Consider the following 22,559-nt stretch of genomic DNA (forward strand, 5'->3'; position numbering starts at 1 on the left):
ATGGGTGCAGGCTGCCATTATCCAGCAAGGGCACACGCGAACCTAGGGGCGATTGCATCACCGGTCTTCGTAGCCATCAGGCATGGGTCATCTCGGGCCGCGCGGCGTCGGTAAACTCTTTCAGCCAGCGCAGTACATCGACCGCCTCCCAGCGCGCCGGATCATAAAGTGCATATAACAAGCCCTGGTAACCCACGACATCCAGTTGCCGGTGGTAACCGGCACACTGGAACAAGGCTTCGATTTCAGCGAAACAGGTATTGAAATGCAGCTTGTTGAAGGGCGTCTTGCCTTCAGTAACCAGACCGTCCAGGCGCAGTTCGAGCACGGCCTCGCGGACGACGTCAGCGGACATCCGGTTCACGCTGCGCTTCAATTGTTCAACATTGACCAGCATGGTAGATCCCTCTGTTTTTCTTGATTTGCCAGGTGAGAGACATGGCAGAACACTCGATAACTGGACATGCATACAGTAACCGAATATTACGTCTCTCGCCAACGGATTGCGGAAGGATCGACAGGCGGGGAGCCTGTCATCGACACGGGATGCCGATCAACTCAGAAAAGCCACGACCTGGTCGGCGTTGAAAGGCCAATCCAGTTCGGCACCGGTATCAACGCGGCGCAGGACCGGGATGCGTAACTCGTATCTGTTGAAGAAATCTTCGTTTTCGGCAATGTCGACCAGTTCCACCAACAAACCGCCCTCGACAAAAGGCATCATTTCGGCTTCGGCGAGTTCACAGAGATGGCAACCAAGGGTACCGAACAGCTGGCATTCAGGGGGCATGACAAACAGACCGAAGAGGAATTGGTATTCATTCTAGGCCGGACGGGAAAACTCGTCGAGCCAAGGGATCTACCTGCCCAGACAAAGCCGCCGCAGCCGACATCAGGCAGTGCCACCAAAGAATGACGCATATCATTCTGCCTCAGCGTCAATTGCGCGATGCTCGCGGCATTCTTGCCTCTACGCTCTGTTATGCGAGACCCCGAACCGGAGACTTCTGTGTTTGCCAATCTGTTGATCATCCTTGCCTCATCACTGGTGGTGATTGCGCTATTTCGGCGCCTGCAACTGCCTCCGGTATTGGGTTACCTGTGCGTCGGCCTGTTGGTGGGGCCAACCGCATTCGATTGGGTGAATGACAGCGAAGATCTACCGGATCTGGCTGAGCTGGGGGTGGTCTTCCTGCTGTTTTCCCTGGGACTGGAATTCTCCCTGTCGAGAATGCTCGCGCTGCGGTCCGTGGTTTTCGGCCTGGGCAGCCTGCAGGTACTGGTTTCAGGGGCACTGCTGGGTGGGGTGTTATGGCTGTGTGGCGTACCGACCCTCTCGGCCATGTTGCTCGGTGCCGGCCTGGCGTTGTCCTCGACAGCCATCGTCAGTAAGGAATTGACCAGCCTCGGCGAAATATTCAGCAGCCATGGTCAGAACGCCATCGGCGTCTTGCTGTTCCAGGATGTGGTCGCGGTGCTTTTGCTGACCCTGGTCCCGGTGTTTGCCGGCAGCAGCGATCAGACCTGGTATTGGGCGCTGCCAATCACCCTGGGCAAGACCGTCATACTCTTTGTCGGCCTGCTGTTGGCCAGTCGCTGGTTGCTGCCGCGCCTGTTCCATGAAGTTGCCGCCTCCCACTCCGCCGAACTGTTCGTGCTGCTGGCCCTGGTCATCGTCCTGTTGACCGCCTGGCTGACTCACCTGCTGGGACTCTCGCCTGCCCTCGGTGCGTTTCTGGCCGGCATGCTGCTGGGGGAAAGTCATTACCGGCATCAGATCGAAGCCGACATCCGGCCGTTCCGCGACATCTTGCTCGGACTGTTCTTCGTCAGCATCGGCATGTTGATCGACCTGCAGTTGTTCCTCATCCACGGATTACTCATCCTCGGCTTGACCCTGGCGCTGTTGCTGATCAAGGGCACCGTAGTGGCGGCACTGGTCAAGTGGCGCGGCAGCGACGCTGAAACCGCCTGGCGCAGCGGCCTGGCACTGGCTCAGGGTGGCGAGTTCTGCTTTGCGCTGATGGCGCAGATGCAACAGAGCAAGCTGATGCCCGGCGACATCAGCGGCCTGCTGCTGGCGGCGACGTTCTGTTCGATGCTGCTGACGCCACTGCTATTGCGCGCTGCCCCCGGGATCGCCGCCCGCTTGCATCGCAAACCCAATGAGGAGGCGCAACTGGAGCACATCACCCAGCTCAACGCCGAACTGCACGGGCATGTGGTGATCTGCGGTTATGGTCGGGTCGGCCAGTCCATCGGGCGCTTCCTGCGCCGCGAACAACAGCACTTCATCGCGCTCGATGACGACCCGGTACGGGTTCAGGAAGCCGCAGCCGGCGAAAGCTGCGTGCACTATGGCGATTCACGTCGAGGCGAACTGCTCACCGCTGTAGGGCTCGAACGCGCCCGCTTGCTGGTGATTGCCGTGGACAAGAGCGAGATTGCCATGATCGTGCTTAAGGAGGCTCGCCGAATCAACAGCGAGGTGCCCATTCTGGTGCGGACCCGCGATGACAGCCAACTGGCCGAATTGAAAGCCGCCGGTGCCAGCGAGGTGGTCCCGGAGTTGCTCGAGTCAAGCCTGATGCTTGCCTCCCACGCGCTGATCATGCTCGGACTGCCCGAATTCCAGGTCCAGGCCAAGGTCGATGAAGTCCGGCACAACCGCTATCGACTGCTGCATGGCTTTTATCATGGCGCGCAGAGCAACCTGCTGGACAACCGCGGCCAGCCCAAGGTGCTGATGCATGCAGTCAATCTCGGAGCCGATGCCCACGCCTGTGGCCTGTCGTTAAACGAACTGGCCCTGGAGCCATTGGGCGTGGACGTTCAGGCCGTGCAGCGCAATGGCAACGAATTGACGGTGGATGGCGCCACCCATTTGCAGGCAGGCGACAAGGTGCTGATGTCCGGAACCCTGTCAGCCATCGAGGCCTGCGAAGCGCGGTTGCTGGGTGGGTCGTAGGAGCTGGCGAAGGCTCGGGCCGCGTTCGGACGATCTTTTCGGCGAACCCATGCGGTGACCGGCCGGACGCAAAGATCAAAAGATCGCAGCCTGCGGCAGCTCCTACAGAGGGATCGGCGAACCGAGGGCAAATGCGATGTTTGCCACACACCCTCAATCCTGGCTCACCGAACCGATCTTGTGTATCGATAGATCCGCGCCGTAATACTCCTCTTCCTGACTCAACCGCAGGCCATGGAAGTACTTGATCGCGCCATACACCACGAGTCCACCGATAAAGGCGATAGCCACCCCCAGCCCGGTTCCGATCAGCTGGCTGAGCAGACTGACCCCTCCAAGGCCACCCAATGCGCTCTGGCCAAAAATACCGCAGGCAATTCCGCCCCAGACTCCGCAAAGCCCATGCAATGGCCAGACACCCAGCACATCATCGATTTTCCATTTCCCCTGGGCCGCGGTGAAGCACCAGACGAACAACGCCCCGGCGATCACGCCCGTGACCAGTGCCCCAACCGGGTGCATCAGGTCGGAGCCTGCGCAAATCGCCACCAGCCCGGCCAATGGGCCGTTATGCAAGAAGCCCGGGTCATTGCGCCCGACAATCAACGCGGCCACGGTGCCGCCGACCATCGCCATCAACGAGTTGACCGCCACCAGCCCACTGACCCCTTGCAAGGTTTGAGCGCTCATGACGTTGAAGCCAAACCAGCCGACAATCAGGATCCACGAACCCAAGGCCAGAAACGGAATGCTCGATGGCGCGAAGGCAACCAGTCGTCCTTCGCGGTAGCGGCCCTGTCGCGGCCCGAGCAACAACACGGCGGCAAGCGCCAGCCAGCCACCCATGGCGTGCACCACCACCGATCCGGCGAAGTCGTGGAAAGTCGCGCCAAAGCGTGCGAGCAACCAGACTTGCAGACCAAAATTGCCGTTCCACACCATGCCTTCGAAAAACGGGTAAATGAACGCCACGATCAGCGCCGTTGCACAGAGTTGCGGGGCAAATCGGGCACGCTCGGCGATACCGCCAGAGATGATCGCCGGGATGGCCGCAGCGAAGGTCAGCAAGAAGAAAAACTTCACCAGCCCATAGCCGTGATCGGCGCTGATCACCGCCGCCGGTTGCATAAAGCTCACGCCGTAGGAGATCCAGTAGCCTATAAAGAAATAGGCCAGGGTCGAAATGGCGAAATCGCTGAGGATCTTCGATAGCGCGTTGACCTGGTTTTTTTGCCTGACCGTACCCACTTCAAGAAAAGCGAAACCGGCGTGCATGGCCAGAACCATGACCGCCCCCATCAAAATGAACAGCGTATTGGAGCTATGGACCAGACTGTCCACAGCGCTTTGCAAATTTTCCATGGAGTTGGCAGACCTGAATGCAGGAAAAAGCACCAAAGCAGTTCGGCGACTCCTTTTACGCACCAAATTGGCACCCACCAAGTTCGGGGTGAACCGCTTTGGCGCAGAAAGTACGAACAGGCAAATTGCCGCTAGGGGTTTTTCGCGGGTTTTAGTTTTTTAGGTTATGGTTTTCATGGCTCGCGCCGCACTGATGCTCAGTCTCGGCGCAAAACAGCTTCCCTGCGCACCACTACAAAGCAAAAGCTGTACCAGTCAATTGCACTGAACCTTCCAGCAAGCCTCATACTCGAAACATTCAGAAGCCCCCTACGGAGATAACCATGGCCAGCAAAACAGCAAAGACTGCTCAAGAAGTACTGATGGCGGATTTTCAAACCCTGGTCAATGACACGGAAAAGTTGCTGGAACACACCGCGACACTGGCCGGTGATCAAGCCGATGAACTGCGTTTGCAGATCCACGACAGCCTGTTGCGCGCCCGCGAAACCCTGCGACTGACCGAAGACTCCCTGCGTGAGCGCGGTAAAGCGGCGGTTACCGCCACTGAAGACTACGTCCAGGCCAACCCATGGCAATCGGTGGGCATTGCCGCCGGGGTAGGCTTTCTGATCGGCTTGCTGGCGACTCGGCGGTAATATGGCTATCGGTGAATCCGGCTCGTCCGCGACGGGCCCAAGCTCCTCACCGCGGCGCCTCGGTGCCGCTTTCCTGGGTTTGTTGCACAGCCATGTCGAGCTGTTCGGCATCGAGTTGCAAGAGCAGAAAGCCCGGACCGTGAGTCTGTTGTTGTTCGCAGGTCTGGCCCTGGTGTTTGCCTTGCTGCTGCTGATCGGGCTCTCGGCACTGGTGCTGATTCTGCTCTGGGACAGCTATCGCCTGTCCGGGATCATTGGTCTGTGTATCTTCTATACGCTTGCCGCAGTGTTTTGCGCTCTGCGTTTGAAAGCGGCAATCTTCGACGAGTCGTCGCCGTTCCATACGACCCTTGAAGAATTGGCCAACGACCGGGAGCGCCTCCTGCCATGAACCAGACCGAGCTACCACCCAGCAGTTCCCGGCGCGAAATGCGCAAGGTGTTGATCCGTCTGCGCATGGAAATGCACCGTCAGGAAATCCGCCATGAGTCCCAGAACCTGTTGCAACCGTTGCAGCGCGTCCGCGGGATGACCCAAGGCTTGCAGGAAGGTTTGCACTTCAAGCACGCGCCACTCTGGGGCGTCGCCGCAGTGACCTTGCTTGGTTTTCTGAGCGGCAAGGGCGCCAGGAGCGGGGGCGTCAGCAGCATTTCCCGGCTGGCAAAACTGAGTGCCAGCCTGGTGCCTTTGATCAAACTGGTGATGCAAGGCTCCTCCCGTAAGGACTAGTCCTGTCGGCATCTGGCTGCATTTTTACCAGGACCCTGGGTCGGACCTCCTTATCGAGGGGTCCGATCCTGTCTGTCTGTAGGGCAACAGACCTTCCAACAAGAACTGACCGAAGATCGCTGTAGTTCCCCTTGCAGCGCGACGCGCGAACCGGGAAGCTAGGACTTAGTGGCCTGAGTGGCTAGTTCTGTTAGTCAACTTGACGGAGAGTATCAGCCTTGGATTGGCAAACCCTGCTTACCCGCGAACGACTCGGAAAGCCGCTGCACAGCCCGGAAGAACTCGGTCGCAGTCCTTTCCATAAAGACCACGACCGCATCATCTTCTCCGGTGCCTTCCGCCGCCTGGGGCGCAAGACTCAGGTGCATCCGGTTTCCAGCAACGATCATATCCATACACGCCTGACCCACTCGCTGGAAGTCAGCTGCGTCGGGCGTTCCCTGGGGATGCGCGTTGGCGAAACGATCCGCAGCGCACTGCCCGACTGGTGCGAACCCAGCGACCTGGGCATGGTGGTGCAATCCGCCTGCCTGGCTCACGACATCGGCAATCCGCCGTTCGGTCATTCTGGCGAAGACGCGATCCGCCACTGGTTCCAGCAAGCCGCAGGCCGCGGCTGGCTTGATGCCATGAGCGAGGTCGAGCGCAATGACTTCCTTAACTTCGAAGGCAACGCCCAAGGTTTCCGGGTGCTCACCCAGCTCGAATATCATCAGTTCGACGGCGGCACGCGGCTGACTTACGCGACGCTCGGCACCTACCTGAAATACCCCTGGACCGCACGCCACGCCGACTCCCTGGGTTATAAAAAACACAAGTTCGGCTGCTATCAGAGCGAATTGCCGCTCCTGGAGCAGATCGCTCTCAAACTCGGCCTGCCGCAACTTGAGGAACAACGCTGGGCGCGTCATCCGCTGGTCTACCTGATGGAGGCGGCCGATGACATCTGCTACGCCTTGATCGACCTCGAGGATGGCCTGGAGATGGACCTGCTGGAATACGCCGAAGTCGAGTCGCTGCTGCTCGGCCTTGTGGGTGATGACCTGCCGGAAACCTATCGCCAGCTCGGCCCGCAGGACTCACGGCGACGCAAGCTGGCGATTTTGCGCGGCAAAGCCATCGAGCACCTGACCAACGCCGCCGCGCGGGCATTCGTCGAGCAACAGGATGCGCTGTTGGCCGGCACCCTTCCCGGCGACCTGGTCGAGCATATGCACGGCCCGGCCAAGCGTTGTGTGCTGAATGCCAAAGACATGGCCCGCAAGAAAATTTTCCAGGACAAGCGCAAGACCCTGCATGAAATCGGCGCCTACACCACGCTGGAAATCCTGCTGAACGCCTTCTGTGGTGCCGCCCTGGAACAGCACGGCGGGCGCACCCCATCGTTCAAGAACCGGCGCATTCTCGACCTGCTGGGAAACAATGCACCTGACCCGAGCTGGCCCCTGCACACGTCCTTCCTGCGGATGATCGACTTCATCGCGGGCATGACCGACAGCTATGCCAGCGAGATGGCACGGGAGATGACCGGACGCTCCAGCCCACAGTAAAAACTTTCGGTCAGCCGCGTGGCGACTCTTGCTGCGGCTGATCGAAAAACCAGCGATTGTAAACACGTCTGTAACAATGAAAAACTTGTAATGAATCCTGTCCCTCTCATCATCTATTCAGCCAAAACAAGCAACCCCATAGAAAACTCAATAACTATCGAAAACACAGCAACAACAGTCCTGCAGCGCAAAATCAAGAAACACCCAATATTGCGAGTAGGAATACTTACTAATACCGAATGAAAATACCCGCTTTAAAATCAGCCACACTTACATATGGTTTCAAACTCAACATACCCCTCATTAAACCTAGTCCATCCGTAATCCTTCGCCTTTTTTGATGTAGGACTTATCCTATATTGCACCTACGGGTCAGTCAGTTCATGCGTGCGCGCCTCCATCTGAGCTAAGGTGCCCGCTTTATTTGCGCTCGTATGGGATTTGATTATGAACTCAGTTTTTATTGTCGACGACCACCCCGTTATCCGCCTGGCAGTTCGCATGTTGTTAGAGCACGAAAATTACAAAGTCGTCGGTGAAACTGATAATGGGGTTGATGCCATGCAAATGGTCCGCGAATGTATGCCGGACCTGATCATTCTCGACATCAGTATCCCCAAGCTCGATGGCCTGGAAGTTCTTTCTCGCTTCAATGCCATGAGCCCTCCCCCGAAGACGCTGGTACTGACGGCACAATCGCCGACTCTGTTCGCGATTCGCTCCATGCAATCGGGCGCCTCCGGTTACGTCTGCAAGCAAGAGGACTTGAGCGAACTGATGAGTGCCATCAAGGCTGTTCTATCCGGCTACAACTACTTTCCGAGTCAGGCATTGAATCCTGTTCGTGGCTGTGACCCGGCCTCTCTCGAACTGGACCTGTTCAAATCCGTGAATGATCGAGAACTCATGGTATTGCAACTGTTTGCGCAAGGCCGTACCAACAAGGAAATCGCCAAGGGTATGTTTCTCAGCAACAAGACCGTCAGCACTTACAAGAAAAGACTGATGCAAAAACTCAAGGCCAAATCCTTGGTAGAACTTATCGAGATGGCAAAACGTAACGCGCTAGTGTGAGAAACAGGATGCCCAGGGGTTTAAAGGACTATCTGATACTACTGAGCGCAGGTTTATGCCTGAGCACCCTCGCGTGCGCGGGACAACCCGGGCCCGAAAACTACACACTGCTGAGTCGATCAGGCACTGGCCACATGGACGTCCAACTGGACAAAACACAACTGCAATGGGTTCAAAACAAGCGCGAATTGATCCTTGGCACTTCCGCTGCGGACTACCCTCCCTTCGACCTGACCATCAGCGGTCATGACTATGAAGGTCTCACCGCCGATTACGCCGGCATCCTCGGCAAGGCCCTGGCCCTGCACGTCAGCGTGCAACGTTTCACCTCAAGGGAGTTGGCCATCGAGGCGCTCGAGAAGGGTGAGGTCGACCTGCTCGGTACCGCCAACGGCTTTGAAGCGAGTAACCCGAACCTGTTGCTTTCAACGCCCTATGCCGTGGACCAGCCGGTGCTGGTGACTCGCGAAAAAGAAAGCCGCTCGCTGACCGAGGGGCTCGCCGACATGCGCCTGAGCATGGTGTATCACTACCTGCCGCAGGAGGAGGTCAAGGCGCTCTACCCAAAGGCCATCATTACCTCCTGGCCTTCGTACCAGAACGCAATCAACGCCGTGGCCTTTGATCAGGCAGATGTCTTCCTCGGCGACACCATCTCGACTCACTACATGATCAACAAGGGTTATCTGAAAAATATCCAGATGGCCAATTTTGGTAAACATGAGGCTCAAGGCTTCAGTTTTGCGGTACGCAAAGACAACCAGGTCCTGCTCAACCTCATCAACACTACGCTCAACGCCGTTCCAACCGGCGAACGAGAAAGTATTGCCAAACGCTGGAGCGCCGGCAGCGACATACTGCTCACTGATCAGAAGTTACAACTGACATCGCGCGAAGAGCGCTGGCTGAAGCAACATCCGACTGTGCGAGTCGTCGTCAACGAAACCTACGCCCCCCTCACTTTCTTTGACTCCGATAACAACTTCCGTGGCATTACCGCGGATCTGCTTGAACTGATCAGGCTTCGCACCGGCTTGCACTTCGAGGTTCAACGCAGCCGCGGCATCAATGAAATGATCAAGCAGATCGAAGAAAACCAGGCCGACATCATTGCCGCCATCCTGCCCAGCAATGAACGGGAGGGAAAACTCACCTTCAGTCGCCCTTACCTGCAGAATTCATATGTGCTGCTGAGTCAAAAGGGCGCCACACACCTGGGCAGCCTTGAACAACTTCAAGGCAAACGTCTGGCGGTCACCCAAGGCAGTCCGGTGGTGAATTTTCTGCGCAATGAATTCCCGCTCATCAGTCTGGTGGAAACCAGCGACACCTTCAGCGCTGCAAATCTACTCGCCCAAGGTCAGGTCGAAGGTGCCGTGAACTCGCTGGTGATTGCCAACTATTTCCTATCCTCGCAGGTGTTCCAGGACAAACTCCAGATCAGCGCCACCATCGGCACCCAGCAAGCCGCTTTCTCACTGGCCACCGCGCGCAGTGCAACGGAATTGAGTTCGATCATCGACAAGGCGCTGTTAAGTATCGCGCCGGACGAACTGGGCATCATCAACAGCCGCTGGCGTGGTTATAGCGCGGCCCCGGACAGCTACTGGCGCGATTATCAGCGGCTGATCTACCAGATCGTCATCGGCGCCGGTCTGCTATTGCTGATTTCCCTGGCCTGGAATGCCTACATGCGCAGGCAGATCAACCAGCGGAAAATCGCCGAACGGGCGCTCAATGATCAGTTTGAATTCATGCGCGCCCTGGTTAACGGAACACCGCACCCGATTTACGTCCGTGATCGGGATGGATGTCTCCAGAGCTGCAACGACAGTTATCTGCAAGCGTTCTGCGCCAGGCGAGAAGACGTCATCGGTAAAAACGTCATGCAGGGTGTATTGAGCAATGAGTTTGAAGCCCGCCAATACCAGGCCGATTATCAACGTGTGATAGCCGAAGGCATTCCGTTGATAATCGATCGCCCACTGCATATCGGCGAACGAAAGCTGACAATCTACCATTGGGTTCTGCCCTACCGCGATTCGACGGGAGAGGTACAAGGCATCATTGGCGGCTGGATCGACATCAGCGAACGCCGCCAACTGTTCGATGAGTTGCGATCGGCCAAAGAACAGGCCGATGACGCGAACCGCGCTAAAAGCACCTTCCTGGCAACCATGAGCCATGAGATTCGTACGCCGATGAATGCAGTGATCGGCATGCTCGAGTTGACCTTGAAGCGCGCGGATCAGGGTCACCTTGATCGTCCGGCCATAGAAGTGGCGTACAACTCGGCCAAGGATCTACTGGAGCTGATCGGCGACATTCTCGATATCGCCCGAATCGAGTCGGGCCGCCTGAGCCTTGCTCCGGAGCGAGTCGACCTGCGCGAGATCGTCGAGTCGGTCATGCGGGTATTCGACGGCCTGGCGCGACAGAAAAACCTCAGCCTGCTGCTGGAATTTGATTCCAGGGGACAGCAAAGCGATGTACTGATTGACCCTGTACGTTTCAAACAAATCCTGACCAATCTGGTCAGCAACGCGATCAAATTCACCGAGCACGGCCATGTCAGGATCCGGGTCCGGCTGGAACCCGGCGAACAGCCGCAACAGATTCAAATGCAGTTACAGGTTCAGGACACGGGGATCGGCATCAGTGAAGAAGACCAGCTGCGCCTGTTCGAACCCTTCGCCCAGGCCGACAGTCCGGGTCATCAGGCCCGGACTGGAGCAGGTCTGGGCCTGGTCATCAGCCGCAGCCTGTGCGAAATGATGGGCGGCCGCTTGAGTCTGACCAGCCAGATCGGGGCTGGCACTCAAGTTCATGTTTCGTTGGAGATGACCAACCTCCCTGCCGAAGTGGCCATGGACGAGGTCAAGCCAGCACTTCCCAGCACCAGCGCGGCATTGAACGTTCTGGTGGTTGACGATCATCCGGCCAATCGCTTGCTCATGTGCCAGCAACTTGGCTTCCTCGGACATCAATACACCGCTGCCCACCAAGGCGCCGTTGGCCTGCAGATCTGGAAGGACGGGCATTTCGACCTGGTGATCGCGGACTGCAACATGCCGGTCATGAATGGCTATGAACTCACCCGCGCCATCCGCCAAAGTGAACAACAGCAACAGCTGCCTCCCTGCACCATTCTGGGGTTCACCGCCAACGCGCAACACGAGGAAAAGCATCGCTGCAAGCAGGCCGGGATGGACGATTGCCTGTTCAAACCGATCAGCCTGAGCGCATTGAATCAACGCCTGGCAGAAATCAAGCCGTTACCCGCCAACAGCGCCTTCAATCTCGATGGTTTGCACTTATTGACCGGAGGTGATCCACGCCTGGTTCTACGCTTGCTCGCCGAACTCCTGAGCAGCACCCGTCGGGACCTGCAGGCACTGCTCGCACTGCCCCATGAGGGTGAACGCCAAGCCTTGATCGATATTGCGCACAAGATCAAGGGGGCTGCCCGAATGGTCCGCGCCTTTACTCTGACCGATCGTTGCGAAGCCCTCGAGCGATCCTGCACCCAAGGCGCCAGTACCGAGCACGTCGACACCTGCCGCAACGCCATTGAACAGGCCATGCTTGAACTGGAACGAGATCTGCAGACACAGATCCAGCGGCACACTGTGCAAACCGCAGACATGAACCCTGGTGCGAGCCACGGGCCTTGAAGAGCCATCACCCGGGAACCTGATACAAACCCTCACAGCCTGCGCTCAACGGCCAGGCTGTGTGATCTCCATACCGACCGCAATCGCAACCGCAACTCTGCCATGCAGATTGATCCAGCCTTAACTATGCTTGAGCGCTGAGCAGTGCGTATGACGACATGGAGAGACCTGCAATGCCCAAGCGCCGCCTGCCTCTGCATGTCCATATCAGTGTGATGTTCACCTTTCTATTGCTGGTCACCGGGGTGGTCCTTGGCCTCTTCAATTACCACCAAACCACGCAGATCATTCTTTCCAGCAGCCAAAAACTGTTCAACCGGATAGAACAGGATGTTCGGCTCGATCTGCAGGCCACCTATGAGCCGATCCGCCATCTGCTCAGCCTGTTGGCCGATTATCCGGACACCCAGGCCCCCGACCTTGAATACCGACTGGCCCTGCTCAAGCCCTTCAGCCAGGCGCTCAAAGACAATCCGGAACTGGCGTCGCTCTACCTCGGCTACACCGATGGCGACTTTTTCATGGTCCGGCCACTGCGCAACGCCGTGTTGAAGGAGCAGCTCAAGGCTCCGGACAACGCAGCCTGGCAAGTCTGGAGCATCGAGCGCGATGGCAATACCGGGCAAGTCCACTCCCGATCATTGTTTTTCGATCAGTCGCTGGCCCCGCTCGACGGTTACGACCATCCACAAGAAAGCTACGATCCGCGCACTCGCGCCTGGTTTGCCAGTGCCCGTGGGGAGGTCGATCAGATTACTACCGAGCCCTACCTGTTTTTTTCGACCCGCAATTTCGGCACCACCCTCGCCCGCCGTAGCGGCGACAGGGCCGTGATGGGTGCCGACCTGACACTGACTGAGTTGTCTGCCACGCTGGCCAAGCATGTGGTCACCCCCGACACCCAGATTGCGCTCTTCGATGCCGACGGCAATGCCGTTGCCTACCCTGATAGCAGCAGGCTGGTGGTCGATAGCCAGACCGCACGCCTGATCAAGGTCAATGAACTGAACCCGGCCCTGGATGCGCTGCTCAAAAGCGATATCAGCAACAACCGCCTGACGGTGGGCAACCGCCAATGGGTGGTTGCCCGCAGCAGCATGCAGGAAGGCGGACCGCGGGGTTTGCAATTGGCACTGCTGGTTCCTGAAGAGGAGCTGCTCGCCGATGCCTATCGAATGCGTTGGCAAGGCGCGTTGATCACCTTGACCACTTTGTTGCTGTGCCTGCCCCTGGGTTGGCTGACTTCGCGAATCCTGGTCAAGCCGCTGCGCGCACTGGTCCAGGAGGCCGATGCGATCCGCAGTTTCGATTTCAATTACCCGGTCAGTCGCCGTTCGCCAGTCCTGGAAGTCGACCAACTGAGTGTCTCCATGGCGCGCATGAAAGACACCCTGGCGAGTTTCTTCGAGATTACCGCCAGCCTTTGCGCCGAGACTCGCTTCGACTCATTGTTACACCGGGTGCTGTTCGAGACCGTGAAAATCGGCGAGGCCCAGGCCGGCTTGATCTATCTGCGCGAAGGTGACGGCACTCGGCTTGAGCCCCACGGGCTGGTCATCAACGGCACCGCCCAGAGCCTGGAGTCGTTCGCTATTCGGGCCCATGACCCGCAAGACCGGCAAAGCACCAACTGGCTGCAGCAGCTGACGAGCAACGAGAATGTCGTCACTACCCTGGGGTTCGAACAGGCGGCGGACTTGCAGAGCGTACTCCTGGCCCTCGAATGTCCAAGCGTTCACCTGATCGGCATCCGCCTGCACAACCGCCACAACGAGACGGTCGGCATCCTCACCCTGCTGCTGGCCGATAGCGGCAACGAAGCAGACCTGGAAAAGCTGCGCCCTGACCGGATCGCGTTTATCCAGGCAGTTTCCGGCGCAGCGGCGGTCTGCATCGAAAGCCAAAGGCTGCAAGCCAGGCAAAAGCTGTTACTCGATTCATTCATCCAGTTGCTGGCTGGCGCAATCGATGCCAAAAGCCCATACACCGGGGGCCATTGCCAGCGGGTACCGGCCCTGACCCTGATGCTCGCTGAAGCGGCGGCGGCCAGCCAGCTACCGGCATTCAGCACCTACCAGCCCACCGAGGAAGAATGGGAAACCTTGCATATTGCCGCGTGGCTGCACGATTGCGGCAAAGTCACTACGCCCGAATACGTAGTCGACAAAGCCACCAAACTGGAAACACTCCACGACCGCATCCACGAAATTCGAACCCGCTTCGAAGTGCTCAAACGCGATGCCTGGATCAACTACTGGCAAGCCTGTGCACTGGGCGCTGACGAACAGCACATGGCCGAGCTGCGCAACGCCTGCCTGGCGGATCTCGACGACGACTTCGCCTTCATCGCCCGCAGCAACCTCGGCAGCGAAACCATGGCCGAAGCCGACCTGCAACGGCTGCGCAGGATTGCTGAACGGACCTGGACCCGCACCCTCGATGATCGTCTGGGGGTTTCCTGGGAAGAGCGCAAGCGCCAGGAACGCACGCCTGCCCCTACCCTTCCGGTCACTGAACCCTTACTGGCCGACAAACCCGAGCACCTGTTCGAGCGCGCCGAAGCCGAGCTCATCCCATCCGACAACCCGTGGGGATTCAAGCTCGAGGTGCCGAAGTACAAGTACAACCGCGGCGAGCTCTACAACCTGAGCATAACCCGAGGCACGCTGACCCTTGAGGAGCGTTACATCATCAATCACCACATGGTGCAGACCATCAAGATGCTCAGTCACCTGCCCTTTCCCGGCCACCTGGGCAACGTCACGGAAATAGCCGGCGGCCACCACGAGAAAATGGATGGCAGCGGTTATCCGAAACAGTTGAAGCGCGAGGAGATGAGCCTGGCGGCACGAATAATGGCGATCGCCGATATCTTCGAAGCCCTGACGGCGGCGGACCGCCCCTACAAGAAAGCCAAGACCTTGAGTGAAGCCCTGAGCATTATGGCCACCATGTGTCGCGATGCCCATATCGATCCCGAGTTGTTCGGACTGTTCGTCCAGGATGAAATCTATCTGCAATACGCAAATAGATTCCTGCAGCCAGAACAGATCGATGCGGTAGACCCTGAGTGCCTGCTTGGCAAGGCCGGACTCAGCGCCTGATCAGCAGTCGGTCAAACGCAGGAAAATCGCCGCCAACTGCTCGATGCCGGCCTGGTCCTGCTCGGTAAAGCGCGCCAGGCTGGGGCTGTCCAGATCCAGTACGCCAATCAATCGACCGTCCTTGACCAGCGGCACCACCAGCTCACTGTTCGAGGCACTGTCACAGGCGATATGCCCGGCGAACGCATGCACATCCTCGACCCGTTGGGTTTGCAAGGTCGCCGCGGCAGCCCCGCAGACACCGCGACCGAAGGGGATTCGCACACAGGCGATCTGGCCCTGGAACGGACCGAGGACCAATTGCTCATCGCGATTGAGGTAGAACCCGGCCCAGTTCAAATCATCCAGCTGGTTGAACAAAAAAGCCGAGAACTGCGCGGCATTGGCAATGAAGTCGCGCTCATCGGCCAATAAAGATTCAAGCTGCGCACACAACATGGCATAGCCATCGAGACCCTCGGCGCTTTTCTGCAAATCGATCATGCTTGTTGCTCCAGCAATTTCAGCCCAACCCAATACCGCGCAAATTGATAGGCGCAACGCCCGTTGCGGTTGCCGCGTCCGGTCGCCCAGCGCACCGCGAGAATCTCCAGCTCTTCAGTGCGTTGCCATTGCAGGTCGGCCTTGCGCGCCAGCTCGCCGATCCAATGCTCGACCACATTGAGAAAGTGCTCCTGGCTGAAGGGATAGAACGATAGCCACAGGCCAAACCGGTCCGACAGGGCAATCTTGTCTTCTACCGCTTCATTGGGATGCAGCTCACCATCGACCATTTTCCAGTTCTCGTTGTCGCTTTGCTTCTCGGGAACCAGATGTCGACGATTCGAGGTCGCGTACAACAACACGTTGTCCGGAGCCTGCTCCAGCGAGCCGTCGAGCACACTCTTGAGGACTCGATAGTCGCCCTCGCCAGCCTCGAACGACAAATCATCACAAAACAACACGAAGCGCTGTGGCAGCTTTTGCAACTGCTCGACCACCCGCGGCAAATCCGCCAGATGATCGCGCTCGATCTCGATCAGCCGCAGACCGGCCTCGGCATGCTCGGCCAGCAAGGCCCGGACCAGCGAGGATTTACCGGTCCCACGCGAGCCCCAGAGCAAGGCGTGGTTGGCCGGCAGGCCATCGAGGAACTGCCGGGTATTGCGCCCCAGCTGCTCGCACTGTTTATCTACCCCGATCAGATCGGACAGGCGCGTGTCCAGGCTGACTTCCAGAGGCATCAGATAGCCGCTACGCCCTTCACGTTGCCAGCGGGCAGCCAGGCACCTGGTCCAGTCGATGGTTTGTCGCGGTGCCGGCAATAAAGGTTCCAGGCGAGCCAGGACCGCATCGGCGCGTTCGAGAAAAGCATTCAATCGAGAATCCACGACTTCTCCTCAGGCATGTTCACAGTAATGATGTTGTCCATACAAAATCAGCATCGATGCCGATTCAAGGTGCAGAACTGATACCAGAGCCTGCCGATAATCAGCGATGATCGGCTATGCTTGTCCAGCGAAGGGATACGGAAGTGGTTCAGCACCCCATGGATATCAAGTTCACCAACCGCCTGTCCTTCAAACAGGCCAGACTCACCGTACTGGTCGGTTTCATTCTCGGATTCCTGCTCAGTCTGCTGCAGATAGGCATCGATTATGCCAGCGAAGACGCCTCCATCAATCGAGAAATACTCTCTCTGCTGGAAATCAGCCATAACCCGGCCTCGCGAATCGCCTACAACATCGACGCCGAACTCGCCGAGGAGCTGACCCTGGGCCTGTTGCGTTCCCCGGCGATCATCGGCGCGCGACTGATTGATAACAACAATGCGATCCTTGCCGACGTTAAGCGCCCCGGCCAGCAAAGCGGTTATCGGCTGATCAGCGACTTCCTGTTCGGCGCCCAGCGACAATTCGAAGACCGGCTCTATCTCGATCACATGCCCGAGGAGTCGCTGGGCACCCTGCATCTGGAGGTGGATACCTACGCCTTCGGCAGCCGTTTTCTGAGCCGGGCCGAAGTGACACTGCTCAACGGTTTTACCCGCGGCCTGCTGCTGAGCGGGATTCTGTTGGCACTGTTCTACGTCATGCTGACCAAACCCCTGGTTCGGGTCATCCGCGAACTCAGCAGCCGGGATCCGCTAAGTACCGACCCGGCGCGGCTGGATTGTCCCCATGGCCACGAAAACGATGAAATCGGCGTACTGGTCAAAGTCGCCAACCAACAATTCAAAAACATGGCCACCGAAATTCAGCAGCGGCGCAACGCCGAGAACCGACTGACCGACTACCTCGGACAGCTGGAAAATGTCGTTTCGGCACGCACCACCGAACTCAAAGCCATCAACACCCGGTTGATCCGATCCAACGAAGAACTCGAACTCGCCCGCAGCACGGCCCTCGACATGGCTGAGGCACGCTCGGTATTCCTGGCCAACATGAGCCATGAGATCCGCACCCCGCTTAACGGTCTGCTGGGGATGATCGCCCTTTCGCTGGACAGTTCACTGACGGCTGAACAACGTCAGCAATTGGCGATTGCCCATGATTCGGGCAAGGTATTGGTGGAACTGCTCAACGATATACTTGACCTGTCGAAATTCGACGCCGGTCAACTGGAGCTTGAACGCATTCCCTTCGACCTCGGTGTGCTGGTCGAAGACACTGCCAATCTGTTGTCGCAAAACGCCGCTCCGAGCGTTGAACTGGCCTGCCTGATTGACCCGCAGTTTCCGGCATTGGTGCTGGGCGACCCGACACGGGTACGCCAGATCGTCAGCAACCTGTTGTCCAACGCCCTGAAATTTACCCGTTTCGGCCGCGTCGATGTACGCCTGAGCCATTACGAAGGGGGCGTCAGAATCGAGATCTGCGATACCGGCATCGGCATCGCCCAAGACGCTCAGGTCAAGATTTTCCAGCCCTTCACCCAAGCGGGTGCCGGCATTACCCGGCAATTTGGCGGCACCGGCCTGGGGCTGGCGCTGACCTACAACCTCTGCGAAGCCATGCAGGGTCGCCTGACCATCAGTTCCGAGTCGGGATTCGGCAGCCAGTTCTGCGCCGAGCTGCCATTGCCCTGCCACACTCCGGTCGCCGCTGCGCCGCAATTGCGAGGGCAGGTCGTTGCGATCACTGCCGCCAATAGCGGCCTGGCCGAACTGTTGCACAGCCTGTTGCCCGGTTGGGGACTGGACTATCAACGGCGCAGCATCGACGATTCGCTGGTCGGTCTTACCGCTGACCTGCTGATCACCGACTGCCCTGAATGTCTGTTCGGGATACGTCCCGCCATCCAGGCGCCGGTCCTGCTGGTGACTGCCTATGGCAGCTTCATGCCCAGTGAGCAAGTCAGCGCGCTGGCGCCTTTGCAGCAACAGGCCCGGCCCCTGGCACGTAATGCGCTGTATCAAACCCTGCGGCGTACCTTACAGGCCGAGACCAGCGCCATCGACGACCCGGCGCCTGACGCCCTGTCACCGCAACGGCGGGCGCGCATCCTGTTGGTGGAGGACAACCCGGTCAATCAGCTGGTGGCCAAAGGCATGCTCAGCAAATTTGGCTGCGAGGTCACAGTTGCAGCCCATGGCGGGGAAGCCCTGGACCTGCTCGAACACCGCAGCTTCGATCTGGTGCTGATGGACTGCAACATGCCGGTCATGGACGGCTATGAAGCCAGCCGGCAGATCCGCCGCAGTGGTCGCTGGCCCGATCTGCCAATCGTCGCGCTGACCGCCAACGCCATGCCCGAAGAACGTGAACGCTGTCGCGCGGCGGGGATGAGCGACTATCTGGCCAAACCGTTCCGCCGCGAAGAACTGGCAAGCCTGCTGGACCTGTGGGTACCCGCTACGGTAACGCTTTGATCTTTACCAGCAACTGGTCCAGACCGCTACGCAGTTCATCCAGACGAATCGGATCGACATCGCCGTCGCACAGCAAACGTGCCTTGAGCGGCGCAACCTGCTCGCGCAAGGCCGCACCGGCGGCGGACAGGCTCAAATGCACCTCACGCTCATCCCGCGCCGAGCGCTGACGCTGCACCAGCGCCATCTGCTCAAGACGCTTGAGCAATGGCGTGAGCGTTCCAGAGTCAAGGATCAAGCGCTCGCCCAGGGCTTTTACCGTCGGCTGCTCAGGCGGTGAATCCTGCCATTCCCACAACACCAGCATGGCCAGGTATTGCGGATAGGTCAGCCCCAGCTGGTCGAGCATCGGCTTGTAGGCACGAATGACTGCCCGAGAAGCGGCGTACAGTTTGAAGCAGAGCTGGCTGTCAAGCTTGAGCGAATCGACTGCTGACAGCTCCTTCATTTCAGCAGTGCTTCAATCTCACTGGTCAGATCCTGCGGCTTGGTCGCCGGAGCAAAACGCTTGACCACCTGGCCGTCCTTGCCGATCAGAAACTTGGTGAAGTTCCACTTTATGCCCTGGGAGCCCAGCACACCTGGTGCACGTTTCTTCAACTGCACGAACAGCGGGTGAGCCTCGTTGCCGTTGACATCGATCTTCTTGAACAGCGGGAAACTGACACCAAAATTCAACTCGCAGAACTCGGAAATGGCCCCTTCATTTCCCGGCTCCTGTTTGCCGAACTGGTTGCACGGGAAGCCAAGTACCACCAGACCGCGGTCTTTGTAACTCTGCCAAAGCTCTTCCAGCCCTTTGTATTGCGGCGTGAAACCGCACTTGCTCGCGGTGTTGACCACCAGCACGGCCTTGCCGGCAAAGTCGGCCAGGGTCTTTTGCTCACCCTTGATGGTGGTGCAAGGGATATCCAGCAGGTTGTCGGTCATCGCGCAGGCTCCTGAAACGGAAATGATCAGTAAACATAGCGAGCAATTGAATTGCGCGCAATGTAATTGTGTGGGAGCGAGCTTGCTCGATGATGGCGGCCTGACAGCCGGCCTGTGTTTTGTTGACCGAGTACATATCCATTCCTGCGGTAACGGCCACTAATGGTTCCGCTCTTACAGCGGGTCACTTTCGAAGAGCGCGAAAGTAACCAAAGCGCTCCTGCCCCTTTCGTTCGGTGCCTCGCCTAGGCTCGGCATGCCCTCGCTCCGATCCTGCTCCGTGGGCCCGCCGCCATCGGCCATCCATGGCCGGGGGCGGCTAACCCGGCATCCATGCCGGGTTGCCCACTGCGCAGAACCTACGCTCGGCCTCTCGAGGGGGCGTGCACCGCAAAAGCAAAAGCGAGGCGGCCGACCGGCCGGCCTGACCTGAGACAAACGCGTTCCCCTGGAGCTGCCGAAGGCTGCGATCTTTTGATTTTGCTCTGGCTCTGGCTCTGGCTCGGCTTTTGATCTTGATCTGCCTGCCCCTTTCCCAGAGGCCGAACGCAGGTATTGCGCAGGGGGCAGCTCGGCATGGATGCCGAGCTAGCCGCGCCCGGCCATGGATGGCCGATCGCGGCGGGCCCCCGGAGCAATGCCTTCGTTACGGCATGCCGAGCCTAGGCGAGGCACCGAATGGCGGGGAAGAAGCGCTTTGGTTACTTTCGCGCTTTTCGAAAGTGACCCGCCGTAAGGGCGGAACCATAGGTGGCCGTTACCGCGGAAATGGACATGCGACAACTACCCTGACACCCGCCTGTTGATTGTGGGAATGTCACAACTTAGCCAGTAGCGGGTTTCTCAGCTCCTCGGCACCAGATCCAGGCACACCGAGTTGATGCAGTAACGCAAACCGGTCGGTGCCGGGCCATCCGGGAATACATGGCCCAGATGCGCATCGCATTTGGCGCAGACTACTTCCGTACGAATCATGCCGTGGCTCACATCGCGGATTTCGACCATGGCGCTTTCGCCGATCGGCTCGTAGAAACTCGGCCAGCCGCAGCCCGAGTCGAATTTGGCTTTAGAGTCGAACAGCGGTTCATTGCAGCAAATGCAGTGATAAACACCGTCGGTTTTAGTGTCGTTGTACTTGCCGGAGAACGGTCGTTCTGTGCCTTTGAGGCGACAAACGTTGTACTGCTCCGGGTCGAGCATGTCGCGCCATTCCTCAAGGGTTTTTTCCAACTTTTCCATGATCCTACCTCGGCAACTGAAAAAGCCTGATCTGTATCTTTTCCACGGATCAGGCGGCACGTATGATTGCGCCTCGTCAAACGCCAGTCTGGCAGCCGTGTAACGCGCATTCAAACGGATTTTCACGCTGCGACGCCGGTTACAGGCCTGTGTGAGAACGCAGGATTCCCAGTACGGTAGTTCAAACACCGCCTGGATCGTTCATTTTCGGGAACACATCGCCATGCAGGTCAGCAAATCGAACAAGCTCGCCAACGTCTGTTATGACATTCGCGGCCCGGTGCTCAAGCACGCCAAACGCCTGGAAGAGGAAGGTCATCGCATCCTCAAGCTGAATATCGGCAACCCGGCCCCCTTTGGTTTCGAAGCACCCGACGAAATCCTTCAGGATGTCATCCGCAACCTGCCGACCGCGCAAGGCTACAGCGACTCCAAGGGCTTGTTCAGCGCCCGCAAGGCCGTCATGCAGTACTACCAGCAAAAGCAGGTGGAAGGCGTCGGCATTGAAGACATCTACCTGGGGAACGGCGTTTCCGAGCTGATCGTGATGTCGATGCAGGCGTTGCTCAACAACGGTGATGAAGTGCTGATCCCGGCGCCCGATTATCCGCTGTGGACCGCTGCAGTCAGCCTGGCCGGTGGCAATCCGGTGCATTACCTGTGCGACGAACAGGCCGACTGGTTCCCCGACCTGGCCGATATCAAGGCCAGGATCACGCCGAACACCAAGGCCATGGTGATCATCAACCCGAACAACCCGACCGGTGCGGTCTACTCCCGCGAGTTGCTGCTGGGCATGCTGGAACTGGCGCGCCAGCACAAGCTGGTGGTGTTCTCCGACGAAATCTACGACAAGATTCTCTACGACGACGCCGTGCACATCTGCACCGCTTCGCTGGCCCCGGACCTGCTCTGCCTGACCTTCAACGGCCTGTCCAAGTCCTACCGCGTGGCAGGCTTCCGTTCTGGCTGGGTGGCCATCTCCGGTCCCAAGCACAACGCCCAGAGTTACATCGAGGGCATCGACATGCTGGCCAATATGCGCCTGTGTGCCAATGTGCCGAGCCAGCACGCGATCCAGACCGCCCTGGGCGGCTATCAGAGCATCAATGACCTGGTGTTGCCGGCGGGTCGCCTGCTGGAACAACGCAACCGCACCTGGGAACTGCTCAACGACATTCCGGGTGTCAGCTGCGTCAAGCCGATGGGTGCGCTGTACGCTTTTCCGCGGATCGACCCGAAGATCTGTCCGATCCACAACGATGAAAAATTCGTGCTCGATCTGCTGCTCTCGGAAAAACTGCTGGTGGTTCAGGGCACGGCCTTCAACTGGCCCTGGCCTGACCATTTCCGCGTCGTGACCCTGCCACGACTGGATGACCTGGATCAGGCGATTGGCCGAATCGGCAATTTCCTGAAGACCTATCGCCAGTAGCACTAT

Annotated in this window: 18 protein-coding genes; 10 read left to right on the forward strand and 8 right to left on the reverse strand. The window is 58.4% G+C overall.

Features of this window, described 5'->3' with window-relative positions; translation table 11 throughout:
• Positions 1-76 precede the first annotated feature (76 nt).
• Together ACA064_RS22125 and ACA064_RS22130 are read right to left on the reverse strand one after the other, a co-directional pair.
• Entirely contained in the window at positions 77-394 is a 318-nt protein-coding gene (locus tag ACA064_RS22125; protein ID WP_497674311.1) for a transcriptional regulator, read from the reverse strand.
• 159 nt (positions 395-553) lie between these two features.
• Complete coding sequence (locus tag ACA064_RS22130; protein ID WP_497670030.1) at positions 554-790, reverse strand: glutaredoxin family protein; 237 nt, start codon at positions 788-790, stop codon at positions 554-556.
• Positions 791-1,009: 219 nt separating this feature from the next.
• Between ACA064_RS22130 and ACA064_RS22135 the strand changes: the two genes are divergently transcribed.
• Positions 1,010-2,968: a monovalent cation:proton antiporter-2 (CPA2) family protein gene (locus tag ACA064_RS22135; RefSeq protein WP_497670031.1), complete on the forward strand. Its 1,959-nt coding sequence runs from the start codon at positions 1,010-1,012 to the stop codon at positions 2,966-2,968.
• 153 nt (positions 2,969-3,121) lie between these two features.
• Here the strand turns inward: ACA064_RS22135 and ACA064_RS22140 are convergent, their stop codons facing one another.
• The gene (locus ACA064_RS22140) at positions 3,122-4,330 is read right to left on the reverse strand and encodes an ammonium transporter (RefSeq protein ID WP_497670032.1); all 1,209 of its coding nucleotides are present in this window, start codon (positions 4,328-4,330) and stop codon (positions 3,122-3,124) included.
• A 323-nt stretch (positions 4,331-4,653) separates the two neighbouring features.
• Between ACA064_RS22140 and ACA064_RS22145 the strand changes: the two genes are divergently transcribed.
• From ACA064_RS22145 to ACA064_RS22175, 7 genes are all read left to right on the forward strand, one after another.
• Positions 4,654-4,968: an ElaB/YgaM/YqjD family protein gene (locus tag ACA064_RS22145; RefSeq protein ID WP_497670033.1), complete on the forward strand. Its 315-nt coding sequence runs from the start codon at positions 4,654-4,656 to the stop codon at positions 4,966-4,968.
• Between the two features lies 1 nt (position 4,969).
• Complete coding sequence (locus tag ACA064_RS22150) at positions 4,970-5,359, forward strand: phage holin family protein (protein ID WP_497670034.1); 390 nt, start codon at positions 4,970-4,972, stop codon at positions 5,357-5,359.
• Entirely contained in the window at positions 5,356-5,697 is a 342-nt protein-coding gene (locus ACA064_RS22155) for a hypothetical protein (RefSeq protein ID WP_497670035.1), read from the forward strand. Before ACA064_RS22150 ends, ACA064_RS22155 begins: the two co-directional genes overlap by 4 nt.
• Positions 5,698-5,915: 218 nt before the next feature.
• Positions 5,916-7,247 (forward strand): deoxyguanosinetriphosphate triphosphohydrolase, encoded by a 1,332-nt coding sequence (locus ACA064_RS22160; protein ID WP_497670036.1) that lies wholly within the window; start codon positions 5,916-5,918, stop codon positions 7,245-7,247.
• Between the two features lie 447 nt (positions 7,248-7,694).
• Positions 7,695-8,321 carry a response regulator transcription factor gene (locus ACA064_RS22165; RefSeq protein ID WP_150805491.1) on the forward strand — a complete coding sequence of 209 codons (627 nt, stop codon included), beginning with the start codon at positions 7,695-7,697 and terminating at the stop codon, positions 8,319-8,321.
• An 8-nt stretch (positions 8,322-8,329) separates the two neighbouring features.
• Entirely contained in the window at positions 8,330-11,995 is a 3,666-nt protein-coding gene (locus ACA064_RS22170) for a transporter substrate-binding domain-containing protein (RefSeq protein ID WP_497670037.1), read from the forward strand.
• A gap of 173 nt (positions 11,996-12,168) precedes the next feature.
• A complete protein-coding gene (locus tag ACA064_RS22175; RefSeq protein WP_497670038.1) occupies positions 12,169-15,099 on the forward strand; it encodes an HD domain-containing phosphohydrolase in 2,931 nt (976 codons plus the stop codon).
• Here the strand turns inward: ACA064_RS22175 and ACA064_RS22180 are convergent, their stop codons facing one another.
• Both ACA064_RS22180 and ACA064_RS22185 read right to left on the reverse strand, forming a co-directional pair.
• Positions 15,100-15,582, reverse strand: a complete 483-nt coding sequence (locus ACA064_RS22180) for a GAF domain-containing protein (RefSeq protein WP_497670039.1) — start codon at positions 15,580-15,582, stop codon at positions 15,100-15,102.
• The gene (locus ACA064_RS22185) at positions 15,579-16,469 is read right to left on the reverse strand and encodes an ATP-binding protein (RefSeq protein ID WP_497670040.1); all 891 of its coding nucleotides are present in this window, start codon (positions 16,467-16,469) and stop codon (positions 15,579-15,581) included. The genes ACA064_RS22180 and ACA064_RS22185 overlap by 4 nt, the downstream gene beginning before the upstream one ends.
• 116 nt (positions 16,470-16,585) lie before the next feature.
• On the opposite strand from ACA064_RS22185, the gene ACA064_RS22190 reads away from it, so the two are divergent.
• Positions 16,586-18,949: a hybrid sensor histidine kinase/response regulator gene (locus ACA064_RS22190; protein ID WP_497670041.1), complete on the forward strand. Its 2,364-nt coding sequence runs from the start codon at positions 16,586-16,588 to the stop codon at positions 18,947-18,949.
• Here ACA064_RS22190 and ACA064_RS22195 read toward each other — a convergent pair.
• The 3 genes from ACA064_RS22195 to msrB all read right to left on the reverse strand — a co-directional run bounded on the left by ACA064_RS22195 (position 18,933) and on the right by msrB (position 21,118).
• Entirely contained in the window at positions 18,933-19,397 is a 465-nt protein-coding gene (locus tag ACA064_RS22195; RefSeq protein WP_497670042.1) for a MarR family winged helix-turn-helix transcriptional regulator, read from the reverse strand. The two genes, ACA064_RS22190 and ACA064_RS22195, sit on opposite strands and share 17 nt — an antisense overlap.
• Positions 19,394-19,879 (reverse strand): glutathione peroxidase, encoded by a 486-nt coding sequence (locus ACA064_RS22200; protein ID WP_150644928.1) that lies wholly within the window; start codon positions 19,877-19,879, stop codon positions 19,394-19,396. The genes ACA064_RS22195 and ACA064_RS22200 overlap by 4 nt, the downstream gene beginning before the upstream one ends.
• An 843-nt stretch (positions 19,880-20,722) precedes the next feature.
• Positions 20,723-21,118: a peptide-methionine (R)-S-oxide reductase MsrB gene (gene msrB / locus ACA064_RS22205; protein WP_497670043.1), complete on the reverse strand. Its 396-nt coding sequence runs from the start codon at positions 21,116-21,118 to the stop codon at positions 20,723-20,725.
• 223 nt (positions 21,119-21,341) lie between these two features.
• Here msrB and ACA064_RS22210 point away from each other — a divergent pair, with 223 nt between their 5' ends.
• Positions 21,342-22,553 (forward strand): pyridoxal phosphate-dependent aminotransferase, encoded by a 1,212-nt coding sequence (locus ACA064_RS22210; protein WP_489356737.1) that lies wholly within the window; start codon positions 21,342-21,344, stop codon positions 22,551-22,553.
• The last annotated feature ends 6 nt before the right edge of the window (positions 22,554-22,559 follow it).

The sequence above is a fragment of the Pseudomonas sp. LBUM1658 genome, assembly GCF_059716055.1.

What these genes read in the sequence shown, in the direction of transcription:
- ACA064_RS22130 (WP_497670030.1), bottom strand. Translation starts at nt 790, where the DNA reads ATGCCCCCTGAATGCCAGCTGTTCGGTACCCTTGGTTGCCATCTCTGT.
- ACA064_RS22140 (WP_497670032.1), bottom strand. Translation starts at nt 4,330, where the DNA reads ATGGAAAATTTGCAAAGCGCTGTGGACAGTCTGGTCCATAGCTCCAAT.
- ACA064_RS22145 (WP_497670033.1), top strand. Translation starts at nt 4,654, where the DNA reads ATGGCCAGCAAAACAGCAAAGACTGCTCAAGAAGTACTGATGGCGGAT.
- ACA064_RS22150 (WP_497670034.1), top strand. Translation starts at nt 4,970, where the DNA reads ATGGCTATCGGTGAATCCGGCTCGTCCGCGACGGGCCCAAGCTCCTCA.
- ACA064_RS22155 (WP_497670035.1), top strand. Translation starts at nt 5,356, where the DNA reads ATGAACCAGACCGAGCTACCACCCAGCAGTTCCCGGCGCGAAATGCGC.
- ACA064_RS22165 (WP_150805491.1), top strand. Translation starts at nt 7,695, where the DNA reads ATGAACTCAGTTTTTATTGTCGACGACCACCCCGTTATCCGCCTGGCA.
- ACA064_RS22170 (WP_497670037.1), top strand. Translation starts at nt 8,330, where the DNA reads ATGCCCAGGGGTTTAAAGGACTATCTGATACTACTGAGCGCAGGTTTA.
- ACA064_RS22175 (WP_497670038.1), top strand. Translation starts at nt 12,169, where the DNA reads ATGCCCAAGCGCCGCCTGCCTCTGCATGTCCATATCAGTGTGATGTTC.
- ACA064_RS22180 (WP_497670039.1), bottom strand. Translation starts at nt 15,582, where the DNA reads ATGATCGATTTGCAGAAAAGCGCCGAGGGTCTCGATGGCTATGCCATG.
- ACA064_RS22190 (WP_497670041.1), top strand. Translation starts at nt 16,586, where the DNA reads ATGCTTGTCCAGCGAAGGGATACGGAAGTGGTTCAGCACCCCATGGAT.
- ACA064_RS22195 (WP_497670042.1), bottom strand. Translation starts at nt 19,397, where the DNA reads ATGAAGGAGCTGTCAGCAGTCGATTCGCTCAAGCTTGACAGCCAGCTC.
- ACA064_RS22200 (WP_150644928.1), bottom strand. Translation starts at nt 19,879, where the DNA reads ATGACCGACAACCTGCTGGATATCCCTTGCACCACCATCAAGGGTGAG.
- msrB (WP_497670043.1), bottom strand. Translation starts at nt 21,118, where the DNA reads ATGGAAAAGTTGGAAAAAACCCTTGAGGAATGGCGCGACATGCTCGAC.
- ACA064_RS22210 (WP_489356737.1), top strand. Translation starts at nt 21,342, where the DNA reads ATGCAGGTCAGCAAATCGAACAAGCTCGCCAACGTCTGTTATGACATT.